Source organism: Amycolatopsis sp. NPDC049688 (genome assembly GCF_040674975.1).
Taxonomy (GTDB): domain Bacteria; phylum Actinomycetota; class Actinomycetes; order Mycobacteriales; family Pseudonocardiaceae; genus Amycolatopsis.
Window position 1 is genome coordinate 120634 of the sequence record NZ_JBFANY010000018.1, and the last position, 18851, is coordinate 139484.

19 protein-coding genes are annotated in these 18851 nt (G+C 72.2%); 7 read left to right on the top strand and 12 right to left on the bottom strand.

All coding sequences use genetic code 11. The features are described from left to right. A partial coding sequence (locus AB0J55_RS38530; RefSeq protein WP_364260475.1) for a DUF6597 domain-containing transcriptional factor occupies positions 1-582 on the bottom strand: 582 nt, incomplete at its 3' end. Positions 583-748: 166 nt separating this feature from the next. Between AB0J55_RS38530 and AB0J55_RS38535 the strand changes: the two genes are divergently transcribed. After that, positions 749-1222 (top strand): MmpS family transport accessory protein, encoded by a 474-nt coding sequence (locus AB0J55_RS38535; protein ID WP_364260478.1) that lies wholly within the window; start codon positions 749-751, stop codon positions 1220-1222. Between the two features lie 18 nt (positions 1223-1240). Beyond that, positions 1241-2005 (top strand): ABC transporter permease, encoded by a 765-nt coding sequence (locus tag AB0J55_RS38540; RefSeq protein ID WP_364260481.1) that lies wholly within the window; start codon positions 1241-1243, stop codon positions 2003-2005. Here AB0J55_RS38540 and AB0J55_RS38545 read toward each other — a convergent pair. From AB0J55_RS38545 to AB0J55_RS38555, 3 genes are read right to left on the bottom strand one after another with little or no spacing between them, the layout of a single operon-like run. Then, entirely contained in the window at positions 1968-2654 is a 687-nt protein-coding gene (locus tag AB0J55_RS38545) for a histidine phosphatase family protein (protein WP_364260484.1), read from the bottom strand. The two genes, AB0J55_RS38540 and AB0J55_RS38545, sit on opposite strands and share 38 nt — an antisense overlap. 10 nt (positions 2655-2664) lie before the next feature. Beyond that, positions 2665-4548: a Na+/H+ antiporter gene (locus AB0J55_RS38550; protein ID WP_364260486.1), complete on the bottom strand. Its 1884-nt coding sequence runs from the start codon at positions 4546-4548 to the stop codon at positions 2665-2667. Between the two features lie 33 nt (positions 4549-4581). Next, complete coding sequence (locus tag AB0J55_RS38555) at positions 4582-4989, bottom strand: nuclear transport factor 2 family protein (RefSeq protein WP_364260489.1); 408 nt, start codon at positions 4987-4989, stop codon at positions 4582-4584. A 36-nt stretch (positions 4990-5025) separates the two neighbouring features. Between AB0J55_RS38555 and AB0J55_RS38560 the strand changes: the two genes are divergently transcribed. Further along, positions 5026-6411 (top strand): carboxylesterase family protein, encoded by a 1386-nt coding sequence (locus tag AB0J55_RS38560; protein WP_364260492.1) that lies wholly within the window; start codon positions 5026-5028, stop codon positions 6409-6411. Between the two features lie 42 nt (positions 6412-6453). Here AB0J55_RS38560 and AB0J55_RS38565 read toward each other — a convergent pair whose 3' ends face one another. The 5 genes from AB0J55_RS38565 to rnhA form a co-directional block, all read right to left on the bottom strand. Next, a complete protein-coding gene (locus AB0J55_RS38565; RefSeq protein WP_364260495.1) occupies positions 6454-9525 on the bottom strand; it encodes a carbohydrate-binding protein in 3072 nt (1023 codons plus the stop codon). Positions 9526-9641: 116 nt separating this feature from the next. Continuing rightward, entirely contained in the window at positions 9642-10874 is a 1233-nt protein-coding gene (locus AB0J55_RS38570; RefSeq protein WP_364260498.1) for a hypothetical protein, read from the bottom strand. 31 nt (positions 10875-10905) lie between these two features. Continuing rightward, positions 10906-11286, bottom strand: coding sequence for a YchJ family metal-binding protein (locus AB0J55_RS38575; RefSeq protein WP_364260501.1), 381 nt, complete (start codon positions 11284-11286; stop codon positions 10906-10908). Positions 11287-11320: 34 nt separating this feature from the next. After that, positions 11321-11842, bottom strand: coding sequence for a hypothetical protein (locus AB0J55_RS38580; protein ID WP_364260504.1), 522 nt, complete (start codon positions 11840-11842; stop codon positions 11321-11323). Positions 11843-12096: 254 nt separating this feature from the next. Beyond that, entirely contained in the window at positions 12097-12558 is a 462-nt protein-coding gene (gene rnhA / locus AB0J55_RS38585; RefSeq protein ID WP_364260507.1) for a ribonuclease HI, read from the bottom strand. 74 nt (positions 12559-12632) lie between these two features. Here rnhA and AB0J55_RS38590 point away from each other — a divergent pair, with 74 nt between their 5' ends. From AB0J55_RS38590 to AB0J55_RS38600, 3 genes are all read left to right on the top strand, one after another. Next, positions 12633-13337 (top strand): Crp/Fnr family transcriptional regulator, encoded by a 705-nt coding sequence (locus AB0J55_RS38590; RefSeq protein WP_364260510.1) that lies wholly within the window; start codon positions 12633-12635, stop codon positions 13335-13337. Positions 13338-13680: 343 nt separating this feature from the next. Then, entirely contained in the window at positions 13681-14643 is a 963-nt protein-coding gene (locus AB0J55_RS38595) for a hypothetical protein (protein ID WP_364260513.1), read from the top strand. Positions 14644-14723: 80 nt separating this feature from the next. Further along, positions 14724-15506, top strand: coding sequence for a DUF1684 domain-containing protein (locus AB0J55_RS38600; protein WP_364260516.1), 783 nt, complete (start codon positions 14724-14726; stop codon positions 15504-15506). Between the two features lie 16 nt (positions 15507-15522). On the opposite strand, the gene AB0J55_RS38605 is transcribed toward AB0J55_RS38600, so the two are convergent. From AB0J55_RS38605 to AB0J55_RS38615, 3 genes are all read right to left on the bottom strand, one after another. Next, positions 15523-16014, bottom strand: coding sequence for a hypothetical protein (locus AB0J55_RS38605; protein WP_364260519.1), 492 nt, complete (start codon positions 16012-16014; stop codon positions 15523-15525). 156 nt (positions 16015-16170) lie between these two features. Beyond that, positions 16171-16761, bottom strand: coding sequence for a hypothetical protein (locus AB0J55_RS38610; RefSeq protein WP_364260522.1), 591 nt, complete (start codon positions 16759-16761; stop codon positions 16171-16173). Between the two features lie 80 nt (positions 16762-16841). Continuing rightward, positions 16842-17519: an MBL fold metallo-hydrolase gene (locus AB0J55_RS38615; RefSeq protein WP_364260525.1), complete on the bottom strand. Its 678-nt coding sequence runs from the start codon at positions 17517-17519 to the stop codon at positions 16842-16844. A gap of 110 nt (positions 17520-17629) precedes the next feature. Here AB0J55_RS38615 and AB0J55_RS38620 point away from each other — a divergent pair, with 110 nt between their 5' ends. Beyond that, a complete protein-coding gene (locus AB0J55_RS38620; protein WP_364260528.1) occupies positions 17630-18835 on the top strand; it encodes an acyltransferase in 1206 nt (401 codons plus the stop codon). Positions 18836-18851 lie beyond the last annotated feature (16 nt).

Consider the following 18851-nt stretch of genomic DNA (forward strand, 5'->3'; position numbering starts at 1 on the left):
GCTTTCCGGCCCGCCTCGCGTCAGCATGGCGGCTGCTTCGGCGATGAGGCCGGCCTGCGAGCCCGGACGGCCCGGGACGGCAGCAGCCTCGCCGATGCGCGCACCTTCCACCCCCACTCCCATCAGCGCAGCGACGGCATCGGCCACCCGGGCCACCCCCGCATCCAGCCGGGCGATCAACCCCGCCACCGCCACATCCGGCGGCCCCACCGCCGGAAGCCGCGCCGCAACCGCCTCCGCCACCGACCACTCACCCCTCAACAACCGCTCCGCCACCAGCTCCCCCGGCCGCCCCCACAACTCGCCCAGGGAGACCCGCCGGTCGCGTAGCTCGTCCGCGGCCACCCCCAGCACCGCCGCCGCGCGGCCCGGCTGGAACCGGACTCCGCTCAACTCCGCCTTCGGCCCCGTTGCCGATGTCCACGCCGTCGTGTCCGGGCCGGCCACGAACACCTCGCCGTCCCCGGCGACCAGGTCCACGCAGCCGTCGGGGACGATCCGCTTCGGACCCTCCGAAGCCGATCGCCACACGCAGCGCGCCACCTCCCGCAGCCGCCGCGGCGGGGCCTTCTCCTCGTACACACCCCGATCATGCCCCCGGGGTCCGACAAAATCCGCGCCGCCCGTGGACCCCCGTCCGGGTGAACATCGAATTTTCCGTCCCCGAGCGCTAACACCCCGTCAGGTCACGGCGAGATATAGATCGACGCACTCGACGGAAGTGCGCGGGACGAGAGAAGACCTCTCCATGGGTGTTCCCACCGCCGCCCGGCCCCAGGGCGACTGCGCCGGGCGGGCTCGGTCGGCCGGCAGCTTCGTCGTCGTCCTCGGGGTGCTCGCCGCCGCCTTCGCGGTGTCCGCCTACGTCGTGCCCAGGTCCGCGCGCGGCCCCGTCGAGGAAGAGCCCGCCAGCGCGCCCGTCGCCCCCGCCGCGGTCCGCACCGTGAGCCACACCGTCGTCTACGAGCTGCTCGGCGAGCACGGCGCCCGCAACGTCACCTTCGCCGCCGCCGGGTCCGCGCTGACCCAGCACGCCGAGGTCGCGACGCCGTGGTCGACGCAGTTCACCCGGGTCGGGCCCGCCGGGCGCACCGAGTTCTACAGCATCGCCGCCCGGAACCCCGGGCCCGGCGAACTGCGCTGCCGGATCGTCGTCGACGGCGTGGTCGTCGCCGAAAAGGCCGAGACCGAACCGGACCGCCTCTTCAGCTGCGCCGTCTGAGCGGTGAGGATCGGCGGCGTGAACGCCGCGATCACCTTCGGGCCCGCCCTGGTGGCCGTCCTGCTCCTGCTCACCCTCGCCGGCGCCGCCGTCGTCCAGGCGGGCGGGCTCGGCCCCGGACGCGCCGTCCTGATCGCCGCTGTCCGGGCGGTGGCGCAGCTGGCCGTGGTGTCGCTGGTCATCACCGCCGTCCTGCGGTCCGCCCCGCTCACCGGGCTCTTCGTGCTGCTGATGTTCGGCATCGCCGCGGTGACGTCGGCGCGGCGCGTCGGCACCCGCAGGAACCTCCCGTGGACGGCGCTGGCCATCGCCGCCGGGGTTGCCCCCGTGCTCGCGCTCGTCCTCGGTGCCGGGGTCGTCCCGCTCGTGCCGATCGCCGTCGTGCCGATCGCCGGGATCGTGATCGGCGGCGCGATGACCGCCACCTCGCAGGCCGCCCGCCGCGCCCTCGACGAGCTGAAAGCCCGCCACGGCGAGTACGAAGCCGCCCTCGCGCTGGGGTTCCTGCCGCGGCCGGCCGCGCTGGAGATCTGCCGCCCGTCCGCCGGGCACGCCCTCATCCCCGCGCTCGACCAGACTCGCACGGTCGGCCTGGTGACGCTCCCCGGCGCCTACGTCGGCGTGCTGCTCGGCGGCGCCGGGCCGGTCCAGGCCGGGCTGACGCAGGTGCTCGTGCTGATCGGGCTGCTCGCCGCGGAAGCCCTCTCGATCCTGGTGACCGTGCAGCTCGTCGCGGCCGGGAAGCTCAGCCGAGCGGCGCAGCCAGGTGCGCGGTGTCGTTGAAGCGCCGCACGATCCAGGTGTCGCCCTGCAGCACCAGGTGCGAGATCGACCCGTTGTCGGCGCCGAGGAACGCGAACCGCTCGACCGCGCGACTGGCCTGAGCGAATACCTCGCCGATCACGCCCCCGTGGGTGAACACCGCCACCCGCTGGTCCGGGTGCGCGGCCGCGATGCGGGTCAGCGCCGCCCGCAGCCGGGCGCCGAACGCCTCGTCGGACTCCGCGCCCGGGATCACGTCCCAGCGCTGCTCGGTCCACAGCCGGTCGACGATCGGGTGGCCGTCGGCCGTGTACTTCCGGAACAGGCCGTTCTCCCAGTCGCCGAGGTGGATCTCGCGCAGGTCCGGCTCGACGACCGGGGTCAGCCCGAGCTTCTCCGCCAGCGGCGCGGCGGTCTGCACCGTGCGGCGCAACGTCGTCACGTAGATCGCGTCGATCCGCTCCCCGGCGAGCCGCTCGCCGACGCGCTGGGCGTGGTCGCGGCCCTCCGGGGCGAGGTCCGGGTCGGCCTGGCCGTCGACCAGGTCGAACGGGTCGTCGCCGCGGGCCGGGGCCGACTCGCCGTGCCGGACCAGGAAGATCTCCGTCGAACCCGGGGGCGGGCTGAAGCGGTGCTGGCGGTACTCGATCTCCTGTTCCGGGGTGCTCATGGCCCCGACCCTAGCCGAGTTGCTTGTCGACGAAACACCACCGCCACGTCTCGCCCGGCTCGAAGCTGCGCATGACCGGGTGGCGGGATTCGTGGAAGTGCCGGGTCGCGTGCCGCCGCGGCGAGGAGTCGCAGCAGGCGACGTTGCCGCACTTCAGGCACATCCGCAGGTGCACCCACGTCGTGCCCTCGGCGATGCAGGCCGCGCAGCTGTCGGGCGAGCTGGGCTCCTTGCCGGCCCACTCGTGGGCCAGGTGCTTGCACGAGCCCGCCGTCGCGGCCGGGGTGCGCAGCTCGCGGCCCTCGGTGTCGGGCTCGGCCTCGTCGCGGTCGAGCATGGACTCCTCGATGTCGAGCCGCTCCAGGACCTTGCGCAGGACGTCGTCGTCGGCGCTGCCGCTGGCCCGGGCCTTGAGGAACTGGTCGCGTTCGACTTCGAGCAGCTCCAGCCGCAGCCGGCGGTAGGCGTCGCTCGGCGTCTCGGCCAGCGCGCTCTGCCGGCCGAGCTGCTCCCACGCCGAGTCGGCGCGGTGCTGCAGCCGGTCGCGCAGGCGCTGGATGATCTCCGGCGGGTCGTCGTCCGTCCGGATCTCTTCGAGCCTGGCCAGGGCCGCGCGGGTCATGTCGTGCAGGACGGCCGCCTCCTGCAGGGCGTCCTCCGCCGGGTCCGGCCGCGGCAGCCGCAGCCGCCGGATCAGCGGCGGCAGCGTCATGCCCTGGACGGCCAGGGTGCCGGCCACGACGACGAACGCCGCGAGCACCAGCACGGCCCGCTGCGGGGTGTCGGCGGGCAGCACGAACGCGGCCGCCAGCGTGACCACCCCGCGCATGCCCGCCCACGCGATCACAGCCGAGTAGCGCCACGGCCAGATCTTCACCTTGACCTTCCCGGGCAGCAGGCGCCGCTTCACCCGCTTCGCCGTGCCGATGCCGATCAGGTACAGCACCCGGGTGAGGATGGTCGCGCCGAGCACGGCCACGCAGATCCAGGTCAGCATGGCCAGCGACAGCCCGCTCTCGCCGACCTCGGCGAGGATCCGCCGCAGCTGCAGGCCGATCAGCAGGAAGACCAGGTTCTCCAGCAGGAACTGGATGGTCTGCCAGTTCAGCCGGGACGCCAGCCGGGTGGAGCCGGAGAGGATCTGCGGCGCCTTGTGCCCGAGGATGAGCCCGGCGATCACCACCGCGAGCACGCCGGAGCCGTGGATCGCCTCGGCCGGGATGTAGGCGATGAACGGCACGGCGAACGACAGCGCGGTGTCGAGCACCGGCTCGTCCATCCGGGCGCGGACGAACGCGGCCGCGAACCCGACCACCAGGCCGACCACGGCGCCGCCGATGGCCGCGCGGAAGAAGTCCGCGCCGACCTGCCAGAGGCTGACCGAGCCGGCCAGGGCGGCGATGGCCGTGCGGAGGGCGACCAGCGCGGCCGCGTCGTTGAAGAGGCTCTCGCCTTCGAGCAGCCGGATCAGCTTGCGGGGCATGCCGACCCGGCGGGCGACGACGCTGGCCGCGACCGCGTCCGGGGGCGCCACCACCGCGCCGAGCGCGATGCCGCCGGCCAGCGGGAGGCCGGGGATCACGGCCCAGGCCACCACGCCGACGCCGAGCGCGGTGAACACGACCAGCCCGACCGACATCAGCCCGATCGCGCCGCGGTTCTTCCGGAAGTCGACCAGCGACGTCTGGATGGCCGCCGAGTACAGCAGCGGCGGCAGCAGGCCGAGCAGCACGACCTCGGGGTCGAGGTGGACCTCGGGCACGCCGGGGACGTAGGACGCGCCGACGCCGACGACGATCAGGCACAGCGGGGCGGACCAGTCCAGCCGCCGCGCCACCGCGCTGACGACCAGGACGGCCACGACCAGCGCCACTATCTCTGCCGCGATGTGCACGGGGTAATCATTACCCGCCGCCCGGGGCGGGTGTCACCTGGCCAGCTCGGTGAGCACCTCCGCGACCAGCTGGGTGTCCATGTACTCGGTGATCTCGCGGATCCGGCCGTCGTCGAGCCGGAAGACGAAGCAGTACTTGTTGTCGTACCGCGCCCCGGCTTTGGTCGCGACGCTGCCCTGCGTCTCGACCACGACGACGTCGTCCTCGGCGACGAACCGGCTCGCGGTGCTGGTGTAGGTGCCCTCGAACTGCGCGCCCAGCGGGCCGAGCAGGTCGCGTCGGACCGAGTCCTTGCCGCGGAAGGTCCCGGACCAGCTGTTGTGCCCGCTCACCGTCCACGTGACGTCCTCGGCCATGGCGGCGATGAGCGGCCGGATGTCGCCGGTCGCCCAGGCGTCGAACGCGGTCTTCAGGAGCTGTTTGTTCTCCGCTGCGGTCAAGATTCCTCCCAGTGTGCCTGCGCCTAGGCTAGGACAGTGACGACGGTGGAGATCGCGGCCGGTGCCCTGCGCGGGTCCGGACGGGACGGAGTCAGGACCTTCCTCGGCGTGCCGTACGCCGAACCGCCGGTGGGGGAGCTGCGGTTCCGCGCTCCCCGCTCCGCGAAGCCGTGGTCCGGGGAACGTGATGCGACGAAGTGGGCGTCCCGCGCGCCGCAGCCCGAGCTGACCGGGCGCGGCTTCACCGGCGACGAAGACTGCCTGTACCTGAACGTCTACGCACCCGCGGAATCCGGCTCGTACCCGGTTCTCGTGTGGATCCACGGCGGCGGTGGCGTGATGGGCGCGCCGCACCAGTTCGACGCCTCCGCGTACGCCCGCGCCGGCGTGGTCGTGGTGACCGTCGGCTACCGGCTCGGCGTGCTCGGGATGCTGCACCTGCCCGGCGTCGCCGACTCGAACCTGTCCCTGCGCGACCAGGTCGCCGCGCTGGAATGGGTGCGGGACAACGTCGGCGCGTTCGGCGGGAACCCGGGCCGCGTCACGCTCGCCGGGCAGTCCAACGGCGGCCGCACGGTCGGGACGCTCCTGGCCGTACCCGCCACGCGCGGGCTGGTCCACCAGGCGATCGTGCAGAGCGGCACCGGTGTCGGCTCGGTCGTGCACACCCCGGCGGAAGGCGCGGCCGTGGCCGAAGCGGTCCTGCGGGAACTCGACGCCCGGCCCGAGGACCTCCCCACGCTCCCGGTGACCCGGATTCTCGAAGCGCAGCAACGGGTTTCGGCGGTCTCGGGTACGAAGGTGACCTACCGCGTGGTCGTCGGCGACGAGCTGCTCCCGCGCCGGCCGCTGGACGGCGTCCGGGAAATCCCGTTGCTCATCGGGACGACGGCCGACGAGGAAGACCTGTTCAGCTGGCTGCAGTCGGGAGGCGCGAAGCTGCTCGGCGTCGGCTCGACGATGCTGACCGCCGAAGAGATCGAGAAGGCCGTCGCCGCGTATGACGACCTGCTCGAGTGGCCCGAGGACCAGATCCGCAACCGCGCGCTGACCGCGGGGGATTGGTGGATCCCGGCGATTCGCTTCGCCGAGAAGCAACAGAACGCGTGGATGTACCGCCTGGACTGGCGGATCGCCCCGCGCGGCCGCGGTCTGGGCGCGGCACACGGGCTCGACCTGCCGCTGATGTTCGACGACATCCGCAACAAGAACTGGCGGTTCCTCTTCGCCGGACGGCCGTTCCCGGCCGAGCGGATGCAGGCGGTGGCGACGGAGATGTTCGACGCCTGGGTCCGCTTCACCGCCACCGGCGACCCGGGCTGGCCGCGCTACACGCCCACTGACCGGCTTACGCGGCTCTTCGACGACATCTCCACGACCGTCTCCGACCCGGATCGCGAGCAGCGCCTCCTCTGGGAATGACCGGAGGGGCACCTTCCCGTGAAAGTGCCCCTCCGGCCCCGCCTAGACGGTGATCTTGTCGACGTTCGGGCCGCCGTTGGCGGTCGTCGCGGTCGCCTTGATCCTGGAGGTGCCCGCGGGGAGCGTGACGGGCACGGTGACCGTCTGCCACGTGTCCCAGTTCCCCGTGCCGCCGAAGGCGACCCCGGACGCCACCTTCGTGCCGTTGACCGAGATGTCCATCGGCCGGTTCGCCGTGGTGCCGTTGGCGAACCGCAGGACGACGTTCGCGTTGCCCGCCGCGGTGGCGTTCACCGTGAACTCCACCGCGCTGCCGACCGCGTTGTCGTAGTTGACGAACCCGCTGCCGGTGAACCCGGTGTGGTTCGACTCCACGACGCCGCTGGTGATCGTCGCGTCCTCCGCCTGGTAGTCGGACGGCGTGCCCGGGTCGACCGAGCCGTCCGCGGGGATCGTCTTCGTCCCGGTGTTCCAGCCCGCGACCCGCACCGACGGCTTGGCGCCCTTGAGGTCCGCGGTCCGGTACGTCGCCGTCAGCGTGGCCGACTCGCCGGGCCAGAGGCTGACCTGGTTGTCGGTCCACCGCACCGGCAGCACCGGCGCGCCCGCCGCGCCGACCACGTGCGCGTCGACGAAGAACGCCGGGATCTTGCCGGAGGAGGTGTTCGTCAGCGTCACCTTGGTCGTCGTGGTGCCGTCGCCGTTCGCCGTCGAGGTCGCGTCGGCGCCGACCGCGACCGAACTCAGCGAGTTCAGCCCCGACAGGTCCGCGTACGACGTCGTCGGCGTGTAATACCAGTCGCTGTTGCCCCAGTCCAGGGTGTCGGCCTTGGTGGACAGCCAGTACACGTTGCGGCTGACCTCCTTGCCCGAGGAGTCCGTGAGCACCAGCTTCGCCAGGTACGTCGTCGACAGCCCGCTCACCGAACCGATGGTCAGCGCCGTCGTCTTCGCGCCGTCACCGCCGACCGAAACGCTCTTCGCCTGGTCGAACTTCGACGTACCGTCCAGGTTGAACAGCTGCACGCGGGCGGTGAGGCCCGACGCCGCGTCGTGGTTGTGGTTCACGACCACGACCGACTTCGTGTCGTACGAGTACTGGATGTGCAGCGGCTCGTTCGCCTTCTTGGCCCCGAAGTAGGAGCCGTTCTGGTCGAGGTAGGCGTCGAACAGCTGCCAGTGCAGCGACGTCCAGCCGCTGTTGAGCATCCAGTAGATGATCCCGGTGGCCGGGTTCGAGCTGTCGCTGAAGTTCCGCGAGTGCGACTCGAACTCCGCGCGGACGTTCTCGTACTGCGCCAGCTGCGCCTTCCGGACGAAGTCGTCCAGGCTGGACGGCTTGCCGTACCGGCCGGTCAGGGCGTCGCCGAAGAGCTTCAGGTTGGCGAACGTCGAGGACGACGACCGGTGGTACTGCGCGGCCGACGGGTTCTTCCACAGCGTGTCCAGCTCACCGGAGGACATCATCCGCTTGAGCGTGTCCATCGTCGGGATGTCCGGCCCGGCGCTGGTCTCGGAGTTGAAGCTCCACGCGCCGCCGCTGTCGTTGTGCGCCTTGTCGTACCAGTACACCGGCGGGATCCAGTCGTACGGCCCGTTCATCTTCATGCCGGACGACCCCAGCTGCGGCGACGACTTCGCCGACGCGGCCGGGACCACCGGCGTCGCCCAGTCCGCGGCGGACAGCGCGTCGAGGTAGTTCTTCTCGATCGTCGCGTCGGGGGCGAAGTCGCTGCCGATGAGGAACGAGATGACGCTCGGGTGGTCGCGCAGCCGCTCGGCCTCCGCGGTCATCGACGCCTTCGCGACCGGGTAGTCGGCGGCGGTCCAGGGGTCACCCTTCTCGTCCCCGTTGACCTGGCCCTCCCACTTGTCGCAGCACTCCCATCCGGGCAGCGTCAGCACGCCCATCCGGTCGGCCAGGTCGAAGAACTCGTCCGGCTCGATGTGCCCTTCCAGGCGCACGGTGTTGAGCCCGAGGTCCTTGACGTAGGCGAGCTTGTCCGCCGCGTATTGGGCGTTCCAGCGCAGGAACAGGTCCGGCGAGTAGCCGCCGCCCTTGATCAGCAGCGGGCGCCCGTTGATCGTGTAGGACCGGCCGCCGCTGGAGTTCTTGTTCGCCGTCACCGTCCGCACGCCGAAGCTGGAGTGCGAGGTGTCCGACGCCGTCCCGCCGACGCTCGCGGTCAGGTCGAGGTCGTAGAGCGGCTGCCCGCCCATCCCGGCCGGCCACCAGACCTGCGGGTTGTCGATCCCGACCACGCCGAAGGTGACGGTCTTCTTCTCCTTGGCCGCCAGCGACACCGTCTGGCTGATCGCGCGGCCGGCGACCGTGCCCGACACCGTGGCCGAGACGGCGGCGGCGCTGTCGTTGCGGACGTCGGCCTTCACCGTCAGGTCGGCGTGGCTCAGCCCGGTCAGCTTCGTGACGACGTGGCCGCCGCGCAGCGCCACCGGGCCGCTGCGCCGGACGAGGACGTCCCGCACGATGCCCATGTTCTGGTCCGGCGGGGTCTGCGCCCAGTCGATCCAGCCCATCGACAGGTCCTTGTTCGGGTCGTTCGGGTAGACCTTGAACGCGATGCTGTTCGTGCCCGCCTTGACCTGCGCGGTGATGTCGAGGTCGTGGCGGGTGTAGGCGCCGGTGACCTGCGTCTTGTCGGCGACGCGCGTCCCGTTGACCCAGACGTCGGCCTTGGACAGCACGCCGCTGAAGTCGAGGTACGTGCGCTGGGTGGTGTCGGCGACGGTGAGGTCGGTGCGGTACCACCACGGGACCTGGAAGTCCGCGGTCGGCACGTTCTTCATGTTCGTCGAGTAGAACGGGTCGGCGTACTTGCCGTTGGCCAGCAGGCCGGCGTACACGGTCGAGCGCGGCCCGACCGGGTACCAGCCCGAGGTGTTGTAGCCGGGCTTCGAGACCGCGGAGTCGTCACCGACCTGGGCGGACGTCTGGATCAGGAAGCCGGGGACGGCGGTCGCCGGGGCCGCGGCCGCGACGACGGCTCTTGCCGGTTCCTGCCCGGTCGCCGAAGCGACGGTGACCCCGCTGACCGCGACGGCCAGCGAGGCCGCCGCGAGGAGGGTCCGGGTTCTTCTCTGCCGATAGCTCACTAGCGCGCCTCCTAGGCACCCACGGCGGCGGGGGACATCAGGCCATTGTTAGGGAACTTTCCTAACAATTGCGACGATGGTAGCGGTCCGGCCACGCCGGGAACAGGGCCGTTTCGTCAGACCCGGGCGGCCTGCCACGCCGCCGCGGCGCGCAGGGCCAGCAGGAGCGGCAGGGAACCGTCTTCCCAGAGCCGTGGCGGAAGGGCCTCGCTGAGCGGGACACCGCCGGCCAGCGCGGCGCCGATCGCGGGGAGGTCGACGTCGAAGAGCGTCAGTCCGGCGCTGTAGAGCCGTTCGCCGCTGACCGGGCGGCGCCGCGAGACCTCGGCGCTGTCGACGGCCAGCTCGGTCAGCCCGAAGAACTCCGGCTTGGCGCCGCGTTCCATCCAGCGCGCGAACCCGACCAGCTTCGTCGACCGGACGTCGGCGGGCTTGAGCCCGCTCTCCTCGCACAGTTCGCGTTCCATCCCGGCGCGGACGGCGGTGTGCAGCAGCCGGCGCGGGCCGCCGTCGGGCGTGCGCAGGTCGCGGGGCTCCAGTGAGCCGCTGCCCGACGGCGCGAGCAGCAGCCCGCTGACGGAGTTGAGCGAGGACTGGCGGACGGTGACCAGCTTGCCGTCGGTGGTGAACGCGACCGTGGAGACGCCGACGAGGTCGGCCAGCGTGCTGCTGCTCAGCTCCCGCAGCGCGCCGGCGGTGTCGGTGAGCTCGGCCTTGCGCAGGTCGTACTCTTCGCCGGTGTCCACGCGCGTGATGCGCAGCGCGGCGAGCTCGTTCGAGCAGACGGCGTCGAAGAACCGCGCCCGGTGCAGCCGGATCGGCGCGGGCCGGGCGCCGGCGGCGGGCAGCGGGTCGCCGCGCATGCCGACGATCGGGCCGTTGAACAGCAGCCGGCCGCGGGCCCGCAGCGGCAGCACGTGCGGCGCGGTCGCCTTGAGGGCGGGCGGCAGCCGGTAGCGCTCTTCGGCGACGTCGATCGTGTGCCGTTCGGTCCACAGATCCCGGTCGATGGCCGCGCTGACCAGGGCCGTCCCGCGCGCGGGCACGGCGAGGTATGCCGATTCCGGGTAGGCAGGCGGGGGCGGCAGCTCCGCGGTGGGGAAGGGGACGGCGATGGTGGTGAACTCGAACCCGGCCCAGCGGCGGCGCAGCAGCCGGACGTCCCGGGTGAAGGTGGCGACACCCAGCGCGAGCGCGACGACGGACAGCACCACGCCGACCGCGCTCGGCAGGATGGTGACGACCCCGAGCACGACCCCCAGCCCGGACGCGGCGAGCGGCCACTCCCGGGCACCGATGAAACCGAGGTAGTCCACCTTGGCCCGGGCGCGGCGCGTCAGTTTTCCCATCGCCGCACTGTTTAGCACGGCGGACGCCGGTTCAGGCCTCGGCGTCGAGGTAGACCCAGTGACCGTCCTCACGGCGGAAGCGGCTGTTCTCCTCGAGGAATCCGTCCCGGCCGTGGTGGCGGTAGTGCGCGCGGAACTCGACGGTGCCTTCGTTGTGCAGCAGCCCGCCCCCGGAGCGGCCGAGGATCTCCAGCCTCGTCCACTCCTGGCCGGGATCGAGCCGCAGCTGCCGCGGCCGCGTACCGGGGTGCCAGGTGCGCAGCAGGTACGCGGTGTCCCGCACGGCGAAGGCGCTGAACCGCGACCGCATCAGCAGTTCGGCGGTCGGCGCGGAAAGCCCGCCGTCGTGGAACCGGCCGCAGCAGGCGGCGTAGGACTCGGCGAGGCCGCACGGGCACGGGGCGGGAGGCACCGGGAAATTGTGCCACGGTGGGTGCAGCGCCGAATCACCCCTGCCATTTGTGGTAAAGACGGCCGTCCGCACCGGTGATGAAAGTATCGATCCGGCCGGGACCCCAGGAAACGGCGGCGGGGCCCAGGGGGTGCAGCAGCAGCCCGCCCAGCGAGGTCCAGTCGGACCAGGCGCCGTCGAACCGGTTGTGGCGCAGGGTGCCGTCGATGCCGCGGATGAACATGTCGAGCCGGCCGGGGGCCCGGGAGGTGACGCCGACACCCGCCGTGAGCGGTCCGCAGAGGGGCTCCCACGCCGACCAGGACCCGGTGAAAGCCTTGTGGTACAACACATGGTCCGTTCCGCGGGCGAAGAGGTCGATGCGCCCGTCGCCCCACGAGACGGCAGCCGGAGCGGAAGCCAGCGGCCCGCCCAGGGGTTCCCATTCGGACCAGCCGCCGTCGAATGCCTTGTGGTACAGGGCGTTGTCCGACGCCCGGACGAACACGTCCAGCCGCCCGGCGCCCACGAGGCCGCGGCCGGCGGGGACACCAGCGTGCCGCCGTGGTCCTCCCACTCGGACCAGCCCGGCTGCCGGACGGTGTGCGCCAGCGCGGAGGCGGTGCCCATCGCGGCGTCGGCGGCGGGTTCCGCCGCGGCGGCGGAGCTGCGTTTCCTCACGGTTTCTCCTCCGGCGAATCCGCGGGAGAACGACCGGGAAAACCGTCCGGCGGACCGAGCCGGAAATTATCGGCGGCGGTGCCCCGGGTCAACCGGCCGGACGGGTGAGGAATCCGAGCCGGCGGAAAAAGCGGGAATTTTCGGCTCCGGCTAACCCGCGTTGACCGGTTCCCCGGTCTCCCGGGCCTCCTGCACGCCCCGCACCGCGAGCCGGTCCGCTCGCTCGTTCTCCGGGTGGCCCGCGTGGCCCTTGACCCACAGCCACTCGACCTCGTGCTCGGCGACCGCCGCGTCGAGGCGCTGCCACAGGTCCGCGTTCTTCACCGGTTCGCGGGCCGCCGTCTGCCAGCCGTTCTTCTTCCAGCGGGGGAGCCACTGCGTGATGCCGTTGCGGACGTACGTGCTGTCCGTGTAGACGCGCACCTGCGACCGCCGGGTCAGGCTCTCCAGGGCGCGGATCGGCGCCGTCAGCTCCATGCGGTTGTTCGTCGTCGGGGTCGCTTCGCCGCCGTACAGCTCGCGCTCGTGCCGGCCGTAGCGCAGCACCGCGCCCCAGCCGCCCGGTCCGGGATTGCCGCTGCACGCTCCGTCGGTGTAGATCTCCACGTCCACGCGCCGACCCTACCGGTCGTCACCCTCGCGGAACGCGGCCACGCCGGGTTACGGTGAACCTCCGGAGGGGAACGATGAGCGGGCACGACGACACGGCGGACGGGGCGCTCCTGGCCTACCTCGCCGACGCCGATCGCGAGTACCTGCTCGCCCGCGGTACCCGCCGCCGGTTCCGCGCGAACGACGTCGTGCTCATGGAGGGTGACCCGTCCGACCACGTCCACGTGCTGGTCGCCGGCTGGGTGCGGGTCTCCACGATCGTCGAGGACGGCCGCGAGGTGCTCTTCGGGCTGCGCGGCCCCGGCGAGGTGCTGGGCGACCTCGCGGCGGTCACCGGGCGGCCGCGGTCGGCGTCGGTGCGCGCGATCGAACCCTGCACCGTCTTCCAGCTGACCGGCGCGGAGTTCGTCGACGTGCTGCACGCCCGGCCGTCGATCGCCATCGCGACCATCAAGACCGTCGCCGCACGGCTGCGCAGCGCGGAGTCCGCCCGGATCGACTCCGCCGCCTTCGACGTCAGCCGCCGGGTCGCGGTGGTCCTGGTCCGGCTGGCCGCCGAACGCGGCCGGACGGTGCCGGAGGGCGTCGTCATCGACGCGCTGTCGCAGGAGGACATCGCCGCGCAGATCGGCGCGGCCCGGCGGACCGTCGCGCGGGCGCTGCGCGTGCTGCGGGAGCGTGGGATCGTCGAGACGGGCCGGCGCCGGTTCCTCATCCGAGAGCCGCGCGTCCTGCGGGCCTTCGCGCGTTCTGAGCCAAACGGCACACAAGACCGGTGACATCGGACATCTGAGGCGAGCCCACCACCGGCGATCCTGGAACCGGCCGGAAAAGAATCGGATGCCTTCCGGCCGGTTTTCCTTTTTCGAGCGAGCCGGGAGTGTCCCGGTCGTGCGCGTCCACGGCCGGAATTGCCCGCCGCTCGGCCCGGGTACCGCGATGAGGAGGTGTTTTCTGATGGAGAGCCACTCGATCTGGGCCCTGATCTTCGGGGTCCGCTGACCCGCGGTGGAGCCGGGCCGGCCGGCTCGTGGGGGGCCGGCCGGCCGGGCATTTCGCGAACGATTCCGCGAAACCGGCACCTGGTAGCGTGAGCATTTCTTCCGCCGGCAGCGCAAAGGGGTGGGAACGACGGACGAGCACACCCTGCCGTTCGTGCGGGAGCTGAACGAACTGCGCCGCGGCCGCGGGCTCGACGCGGCCGACCTGCACCACCGGATCGGCCCCTGTCTGCGGGCGGCCTGCGCGATCACCGAAGCCGACCAGCCCGAGGCCGCGCGCCACAAGCTCGTGCTGCGGCTCACCGAGCTGTGCGGGCGGCTGCCGGCGGACCTGCGGCTGGCCGCGCTGGCGGCTCTCGGCCTGCACGAGGAGGCGGCCGGTGAGTTCCTCGACCGGCGGATCTCGTGGCTGGCCACCGTCCTCGACCGCGACCCGCGCACCGCCCGCCGCCGGATCGACCTCGCGTTCCGCCGGCTCGACGAGCTGCTCGGCGCGCCCGCGTCCGGCGGCGACCGGCATCCGCTGGCCGGCTGGTACGTGGAGTCCATGAAAGCGATGCTCCGGCTCGACCGCACACCGCCGGACCTGCAGGAGGAACGCCGGATCGTCGCGGAGACCGACGAGCTGGACGAGCTGATCCTGCCGTTCAGCGTGCCGGCCGGGCCGGGCAGCGGCCCGCTGCCGGGCATCACCGCGGACGCGTTGTTCGGCGGTGAAGTCGTCGAAACGCGCCCGGTCTCGGCCAGCCACGCGCAGTTCGTCCTGCGGCTGCCGAGCCCGTTGCGGCTCGGCCAGCGGCACGAGTACGGCATCCGGTTCACGCCGCAGCGCTCGGACCTGCGGCCGTACTACGTCATGACGCCGCTGCGGCGCTGCGAGAAGTTCTCGGTGCGGGTCCGGTTCGACCGCGCGGCGCCCCCGGCCCGGGTGTGGCGGCTCAACGGCGTGCCGGGCCGGGTGGTCGACGACGGCGTCGACTCGGGCGACGCGCTGACCGTCAACCGGGTCGGCGAGGTCGGCCTCGAGTTCCACGACCTGCACCAGGGCCTGAGCTACGGGCTGCAGTGGTCCTTCGGCGACTGAGCCGTCCGGATACTGGGACGCGGAATAGCGGCCCGGACGCCGGGTTGGCACCGTCGTAGCCGACGGAGAAGGGGCCCGCGATGAGCACGTTCACGCAGGAGTGGCAGGACTGGAAGGCCCGGCGCGAGGCGGACCTGGCCGAGCCGCACGGCTGGCTGGCGCTGGTTTCGCTCGACTGGCTGACCGACGTTCCGCGCGAGTACCCCGGCATCCCCGGCCGCTGGTGGCAGGACGCGGAGGCGGCGTACGTCGACCCGGCCGGCGCACCGCTGGTGCACGACGGCGAACCGGTCACCGGCGTCCGGCGGTTCGAGCTGGTCAACAGCGGCGCCGGCACCCGGGTGCTGGCCGGCGACGTCGAGATCGAGGTGGCCCGCCGTTCGGGGTACCTGATCCGCGTCCACGACCCGAAAGCCGAGGTGCTGCGCGAGTTCCGCGGCGTCCCGGCGTACGAGCCGTCGCCGTCCTGGGTGCTGTCCGGACGGTTCGAGCCGTTCGACGCGCCGCGGCCCACGACGGTCGGCGCCGTCGTGGAGGGGCTCAGCCACGTCTACACGGCACCGGGCGTGGTCCGGTTCTCCCGCGACGGCGCGTCGCACACGCTGACGGCGTTCAACGGCAAGGACGGCGGGCTCAGCATCCTGTTCACCGACGGGACGAGCGGCGTGACGACGTACGCGGCCAACCGGTCCCTGCCCGTCGGCGCGCCGGCCGCGGACGGCTCGGTGACGCTGGACTTCAACCGCGCGGTCAACCTGCCGTGCGCGTTCACCGACTTCGCGACGTGCCCGCTGCCGCCGGCCGGCAACCACCTGCCGTTCGCGGTCGAGGCGGGGGAGAAGATCCCGTACGAGCGCGGGTGACTCCCCCGCCCGCCGTTCAGTGGGCGACGTCGATGACGACGCGGTTGGGCGCGGTGAGCGTGAAGACGTTCACCGCGGTCCGCGACCGCACCCCGAGCCCGATCGAGAGGTGCGCCTCGAAGTCCCCGGTGACGGCGACGGCCATGACGTTGGCCAGGTTCCGCGTCCGGAACTTCTGCGGCCCGGTGTAGGTCGGGTTCCCGTTGACGTCGTGCGCGGCGGCGGGCGTCGCGGTGACGTTGATGAAGAACTCCCCGGTCAGCCAGACGATTTCACCGCTCGGATCGGCGGTGAGCTCATCGGTGAGCTGGTAGCTGACGGTGGGCGCGGGCCCGGAGCCCAGATCGAGCACCACCCGGTCGAACCCGGTGTTGAGCCCGGTCCGGATGTTCGTCATGGCGGGAATGACGGGCGCGGCGGCCTGCGCGGGCGTGGCCGCGGCGAGGATTCCGCTCGCCCCGAGCAACAGGATGACGGCGGCGAGGGCGCGCCGCTTCGTGATGGACATGGTGGGCCTCCTGGCGGAGAGAACCGATGGAAGTCCCAGCGCTGGGTTTGCAAGGGACGCCCGGTTCGTCCGGGAAGTTGCCCTGGTGTCTTCTATCGTTACCGGGCTGCTCCGAACGTGTCAGCGACGGAGCTCGCCTGGCTTGTCCCTCTTCGGCTACCGCCCTCGTCGGCGGAAGTCGTCGAGGCTGAACCACGAGGGCGCGCGACCCTCGTCCATCCCGGCGATCACCAGGTCGAGATAGGCATTGAGCACGTCTGTCCCGGCTGCATTGCAGTCCGTCAGCGGCCGGGACTGGTCCTCGGCGAACTCGAGGAGCAGCCGGACGTACCGGGAAGCCGCATCGATCAGTTCGTCGGCCTTCTCGCCGAGTGGCCGGGCCAGGCCGCTGAGCAGTGCGCGATCCTGCGTATCTCCCTCGCTGCCCAGCATGGCCAGTTCGAGCACCTGCCGGGCCAGTTGTGCGACGTCGGCCGCCGGGAGGTGGCCGTGGTTCGCCATCAACCGGACGAAGGTGGGGTAGTAGGGCTCGCCCTTCCGCTCGAAGTCCGCCCACAGCGTCCGGGCGGCGGATGCTTCGGTGGCGCCCGGTGCCTGGTGGATGTGGATGTCACCGGCGACGTAGCCGGCCTGGACGACGACGCCCGAAACGGGCCCGGTCACTTCGTTGCGGGTCCTGCCGGACCGATCGTGGTTCATGGCGCCGCCGTCCAATGCGTCGATGGTCGACTGGAGTCGCCGACGCACCGTGCGGTGTTACCCCACGCCCCGGCCGGGCCGTCCGCGATGCGGCCGCGATCCGCCGGGACGCGGATCGCGGCCCTCGGTCACCAGCCGCGCTCGCGCCACTCCTTCAGCTTCGGCCGCTCCGCGCCCAGTGTCGAATCGTCCCCGTGTCCCGGGTAGAACCACGTCTCGTCCGGCAGCTCCCCGAAGATCCGCGTCTCCACGTCGTCCAGCAGCGACGTGAAGTTCTCCGGCGACGACGTCTTCCCGACCCCGCCCGGGAACAGCGAGTCCCCGGTGAACAGGTGCGGGATGCCGGCCGGGTCGCGGTACAGCAGGGCGATCGAGCCCGGCGTGTGTCCGCGCAGGTGGATCACCGACAACGTGACCTGCCCCACCGAAAGCGTGTCGCCGTGCTCGACCAGGAAGTCCGGCGGTACCGGCAGGGGCGGGGCGTCCAGCGGGTGGGCCGCGGTGTTCGCGCCGTTCGCGCCCGCCACCGCGCCCAGGGCTTGCCAGTGGTCCTGGTGCTGGTGGGTGGTGACGACCGTGCGAAGGGCCGGCCGGTCCGGGCCGTGGCCGATCAGGTCGGAAATGCGCTCCGGGTCGTTGGCCGCATCGATCAGCAGCGCCTCGTTGGACGCGCGGCAGACCAGGAGGTACGCGTTGTTGTCCATCGGGCCGACGGACAGCTTGGTGATGGTGAGCGCGTCCAGGGTGCGGCGGGTGGCGTCGCCGCCCGGGTCGACGTGCCCGGTGTAGGTCTCCACGATGTTCACCGTGCACACGGTAGTCGTTTCGCTCCAAGCGGTTCCACCCGCACAAGCGGCCGCGCGCCCCGGCACGTAGGCTCATCGCGAACCTCGCCAGCCCCGACCTCAGGACGACCGTGCCCACCTCCCCGACGCCGCGCCGGATCAGCTGGGACCTCCTCCGGGTGGTCGCCGTCGTCGCGGTCGTCCTCGGGCACGTCACCCACCAGGGCGCGCTGCTCCACCCGGAACTCACGGGGTACCCCGTGCGGGTGACGGCGCAGTTCGGCGCCGCGATCCTGCTGGTGATCTCCGCCTTCTTCGTTTGCGCCAGCCTCCGCAAGGGCAATCCGCGCCGGTGGCTCTGGAACCGCGTCGCGCGGCTCGTGCCGGCCTACCTGGTCGCCGTCCTGCTGACCTACGTCGTGACGCGCTGGGCCGCCATCTCCTTCAGCGGCCTGCCGTACCCGCCCGGCGTCACCGGGTTCCTCTTCGGCGTGCCGCAGGGCCCGCCCGCGGACCCGTCGCCGTGGTACATCCCGACCTGGCTGGACCTGATCGCCAACCTCGGCATGGTGCAGGAGTGGGGCATCCGGTCGGAGACGTTCTACTACCTGGACGGCTCGTACTGGACGCTGCCGGTGCAGCTGCTGGCCTTCACCGGCGCCGCCGTCCTGTGGCCGCGGTCGTGGCGCACCCACCGGCTGACCGTCGCGCTGCTCTGGGCCCTGATCCTGGTCCCGCTCGCGCTGCGCTTCCTCGTCTTCCCGCCCGGCACGGCGAGCCCGCTCGTCGAGACCTGCTACTACGGGCTGGGCCTGCACCGGCTGCACGTCTTCGCCATCGGCGTCGCGATCTGGCTCTGGGCGCAGCGGCGGCTGAAGACCTGGCACATCGCGCTCTTCGTGATCGCCGCCGTCGCCGCGCAGGACCTGCAGGTCTTCCCGTTCCACGTCGCCCTGCCGCAGGACGCGCAGCGCTGGCCGTCCACGATCGGCTTCGCCGTGCTGCTCCTGCTGGTCTGCGTGGCCGCCCGCGGCCCGGACTGGCGGTTCCCCGGGCTGGCCCGGATCGCCCCGGCCGTCACCTGGCTCGCGGGCATCTCGTATGGTCTTTACCTGGTGCACCAGGAACTGGGTTACATCCTGGCCCGCGCCCTGCTCGACCTCGGCCTCCCCGGCTGGCTGCGGCTCCCCGCGGTCGTCGGCGCCGCCGTGCTGGCCGGCTGGGCGGTCACCGCGGGGGTCGAACGCCCGGCCCACCGGTGGCTCACCAGACGCCGGAAGCCCGAAGAACCGCAGGTCAAGGACGCGGAACCCGTTTTTGTCGGTGGTGGCTCGTAGCATGGATCGCGGCCAC